Source organism: Brachybacterium epidermidis (assembly GCF_015209585.1).
GTDB classification, from domain to species: Bacteria; Actinomycetota; Actinomycetes; order Actinomycetales; family Dermabacteraceae; genus Brachybacterium; species Brachybacterium epidermidis.
Map to the genome: position 1 here is coordinate 1 of NZ_JADEYR010000027.1, position 3,797 is coordinate 3,797.

At 74.1% G+C, this 3,797-nt stretch carries 3 protein-coding genes; 2 read left to right on the top strand and 1 reads right to left on the bottom strand.

From position 1 onward, the window contains the following. Window positions 1–210 precede the first annotated feature (210 nt). Entirely contained in the window at window positions 211–2,019 is a 1,809-nt protein-coding gene (locus tag IOE58_RS13970; RefSeq protein ID WP_193866956.1) for an FAD/NAD(P)-binding protein, read from the bottom strand. A gap of 108 nt (window positions 2,020–2,127) precedes the next feature. On the opposite strand from IOE58_RS13970, the gene IOE58_RS13975 reads away from it, so the two are divergent. Continuing rightward, window positions 2,128–2,595: a DUF3817 domain-containing protein gene (locus IOE58_RS13975; protein WP_311199693.1), complete on the top strand. Its 468-nt coding sequence runs from the start codon at window positions 2,128–2,130 to the stop codon at window positions 2,593–2,595. Window positions 2,596–2,669: 74 nt separating this feature from the next. Beyond that, the gene (locus IOE58_RS13980; protein WP_193866958.1) at window positions 2,670–3,635 is read left to right on the top strand and encodes a hypothetical protein; all 966 of its coding nucleotides are present in this window, start codon (window positions 2,670–2,672) and stop codon (window positions 3,633–3,635) included. The last annotated feature ends 162 nt before the right edge of the window (window positions 3,636–3,797 follow it).

Consider the following 3,797-nt stretch of genomic DNA (forward strand, 5'->3'; position numbering starts at 1 on the left):
GTGAGCACCTGCGGGGTGTCCGGCTCGGGCATGGCGGGGCTGAGGTCGGGCTTGGGGCGGTACACCATCCCGGAGCGGGAGCCGACCACCAGCAGCGGCTCTGCTCCGCCGGGCAGGTAGCGCAGGCGCGGGGGCGGTGTGAGCAGGCATGGCTCCATCGTGCCAGGGATCCTCCCTTCCGGGCTCGCCGATGGTGCGGGGCCGCCGTGCTCAGGCCCGGGGCAGTGCTCCCCCGGCCCGGGCCAGCCGCAGGGCGACCGCTTCGGCGTGTCGCAGCAGCTGGGCGCCGGTGCCGGGCTCGGCGGTGATCGCGGAGCCGGGCTGGGCGGTGGTGACGGGCACCCCGATCAGCAGTCGCCTCTCGTACACGGTGCCGTCGGTGCCGATGGGCGCGTACAGTCCCTCCACCGCGATCGATCCGGTCGGCACCCGGCGCCGGGAGCCGCGGGAGGCCCAGGAGTCCTTCTGCACCTCTCCTCGCTCGCGCCAGGCGCCGATCAGGGAGGAGCGGTAGGCGGGCAGGTCCACCGCCGGCAGATGAGCCTCCAGCACGCCGTCGCACCGCACGGCAGGGTCGGTGGCGGTGCCGGTGCCGGCGTGGACCAGGAAGCGCCCGGCCTGCTCGTCGATGTCGATGCGCATGCCGGGGCCGATGAAGCGCACCAGGCCGGCCTCCTCCAGTGCCAGCAGCTGCCGCACCCGCTGAACGGGCGGCCCGGAGGCCCAGGAGGCGAAGGCGTTGCGCAGGTGGCCGTCGATGTCGGCGCGCACGGACTCGGTGGTGTAGGCGCCGAGGTCCTGGAGGCGGTTCACCTGGATGCGCAGGGCGATCAGTGCCCGGTACACCGCCAGCCAGGCCGGATCGGGCGCGGTGGCGGCGCGCAGTGCGTCCCGCAGCACGTCGCGGGTGCGCTGGTGGGCGTGGTCGATGGGGCCACCGCGGCGACCGAAGGGGAACAGCAGGCGCATGATGGCCTCGTCGTCGGCGAGCTCGGTGGCGCCGACGTCCCGCAGCGCGCGACGCAGCTCGGCCAGCATCAGCGGCATCACGTCCCGCTCGTGGTCGACGCCAGCCGGGCGCACCGCCAGCTCGAGCACGCGCTCGCTGGTGAGCACCTGCGGGGTGTACGGCTCGGGCATGGCGGGGCTGAGGTCGGGCTTGGGGCGGTACACCATCCCGGAGCGGGAGCCGACCACCAGCAGCGGCTCTGCTCCGCCGGGCAGGTAGCGCAGGCCCGAGGGCGGCGCATCGGGCCCGCCGGCCTCCTCGAAGCGGCCGCCGGCGAGGTGGGTGAGCATCCCGATAGCGTCGTAGAAGTTCAGGCCCATGCCCTGCACGGCCACGGCCTCGCGGCCCAGCAGGGCCCCGTAGTCCACCTTGAGGGGGTTGGCCGGCCCCAGGTGCACCAGGCCGTGGCGACGCGCCGCCTCGGCGTACTGCAGGGAGCGCGGTGCGGGCGCGGTGGCGAGGTGGCCGAGGGCCAGGGCCACGGCGTCGGCGGTCAGCACACGGCCGTCGTCGAGCCGCACCCGCTGGGGCCCGTCGGGCGGGCCGGCCACGTCGACCGCCTCGGCGCGGTGGCGCACGATCCGCAGCCGGGCGGGGTCGGCGTCGGCCTCAGCGGTCTCCAGCACGTGGGCGAGGTAGCGGCCGTGGGCGGCGCGGGAGGCGAAGTCGGCCGGACCCAGCCCTTCGGCGGCGAGGTGCTCGGCGAGGGTGGTGGTGCGCGTGGTAGGCAGCGCGGCGTGGCACGAGGCATCCGGGTACATGGTGGTCTGGCAGGTGGTGGTGTTCATCAGCAGCACCTCGGACTGGTCGTGCCGCCACACCGAGCCGCCCATGCCGACGTACGGGTCGATCAGGTGGACGACAAGGGGCCCGCCGCTGTCCGGTCCGAAGCCCTGCCAGCCCGGGGCGTTCGAGGCGGCCACCAGGCGTTCGACGACCGCTGTCCCGCGCGGCCCAGCGCCGACGACGGCCACGGTGCGGACGGGGTCGGTGGTGGCGGCAGGAGTCATCCGGTCAGTATCGCGTCCGGCTGCGGGGTGGTGCACATCGTGTGGGCCGGGCGCAACGTGGCCCCGCCGATGTGCACGCGGGCGTGCCGGTCTGGGATCATGTCGCGCATGTGGAACCCTCCCCGCCTGTACCGTCTCGTCGCGATCGCCGAGGTGATCACCTGGACGCTGCTGATCGCCGCCATGATCGGGAAGTACCTGCTGCGGCTCGGGGAGACTGCTGATGCGGCGGTGCGCGTGGCGGGCGGTCTGCACGGGTTCGTGTTCCTGGCGTACTGCGTGACCACGGTGCTGATCGGGGTGGACCAACGCTGGGGCCTGGGGCGTGTGCTGATGGGCCTGGCCAGTGCGGTGGTGCCGTACCTGACGGTGCCCTTCGAGCGGTGGGCTGAGAAGCAGCAGATGCTGGGGGACACGTGGCGGCTGCGGCAGGAGGACGGCCGCGGGCTGATCGAGTCCCTGGCGGCGTTCGCCGTGCGCAGGCCCATCCCGGCGGCACTGATCGCCGTGGTGGTGGTGACGATCGTGTTCGTGCTGCTGCTGCAGGCGGGCCCGCCGTGGGAGTGGTTCGCGTGAGCGTGGGGCGGCACCAGCAGCCCGATCCGCTGCGCCGGGTCGGTCCTTTCGCCCTTCCTCGGACGGCGACGCGCGTGCGAGAGCTGGTGCGGGCGGATCTGCTGCCGGACGAACGGGCCACGGCCGATGCCGCGGTGATGACGGCGTGGCTCTCGCCGGCTCAGCGGGCACGCTACGCACCCTCGCTGCGGGCCGTGGACGACCCGGATGCCTTCGTGGAGCGGCTGGCCGATGAGCGCCGGGTGGTGCTGATGGAGGGCACTGATCCCGTGCCCGGGGAGCTGGAGGACGCCGCGCGTGCCGAACGGGAGGCGCGCCAGACCCCGCTGCGCGTGCTGGAGGGCGTGCTGCTGGTGGGGGCGCTGGCATGCTTCGTGGGGATCGTGCTGCTGAGCATGCGGGCCGATGTCCAGGGGCTGACCAGCACGCCGGAGGGGGTTCCTGAGCTGGCGGCCGCCCTGGTGAGCACCGTGGCGGCGTCGGCGGTGATCGGCGCGGTGGCGACCAGGCGGCGGGATCGCGCGATGCTGTCCTGGGCGGTGAACCGGCCGGGGCAGTTGGGGCGGGGCATCCCGCTGCGCAGCGGTCTGCAGGTGCAGTCGGCGGGGCCATCCCTGGCGCGTTCACTGGGTGCCGCGTCCCTCTTCGCCCTGGGGATCCTCGCGGCGGTGGCCGGCGCGGCCGTGCTGCTGATCACGCTGGTGCTGCGCTCGGAGCAGGACTACACCACCCTCGGGCTGACGCTGCTGGTGGGCGGCGTGGTGGCGTTCCTGCTGTCGGTGCTGCTGTTCCGCTGGTACGCCCGGCGCCTGGAGCGGATCGTGCGCCGCGCCCGCGCGGTGCAGTGGTTCGGCCCCGGCCCTAACTCGCTCGAGGGGCCGTCGGCCGGGCGCGAGGAGTCGCTGCCGGCGGTGCGCACCGGGTCGATGGAGCCCGACTCCACGCGGACCACACCCGCACGGACCACCGGGGCGGTCACCCCGAACGAGGACGCGTCCGAGGAGCCTATGGACTGGCGGGACGAGCTACGCGAACGCTGACACAGCGGCCACCGCGCTTCTGCACCTCCTGCCCCTGCCTCTGCCCCTTTTCGTTGCGGGTTCGTTGCGGGCCCGCATCTGTCGCCTGTTCTGCTGGCTGACGACGCCCGCGGTGCCTTCAGAAGGGTGGGGGGTGGCTCGTATGCCCATCTGGGGGTGCCG

Bases quoted from the DNA above. Each gene is read 5' to 3' on its own strand.
- IOE58_RS13970 (WP_193866956.1), bottom strand. From the start codon at position 2,019: ATGACTCCTGCCGCCACCACCGACCCCGTCCGCACCGTGGCCGTCGTC.
- IOE58_RS13975 (WP_311199693.1), top strand. From the start codon at position 2,128: ATGTGGAACCCTCCCCGCCTGTACCGTCTCGTCGCGATCGCCGAGGTG.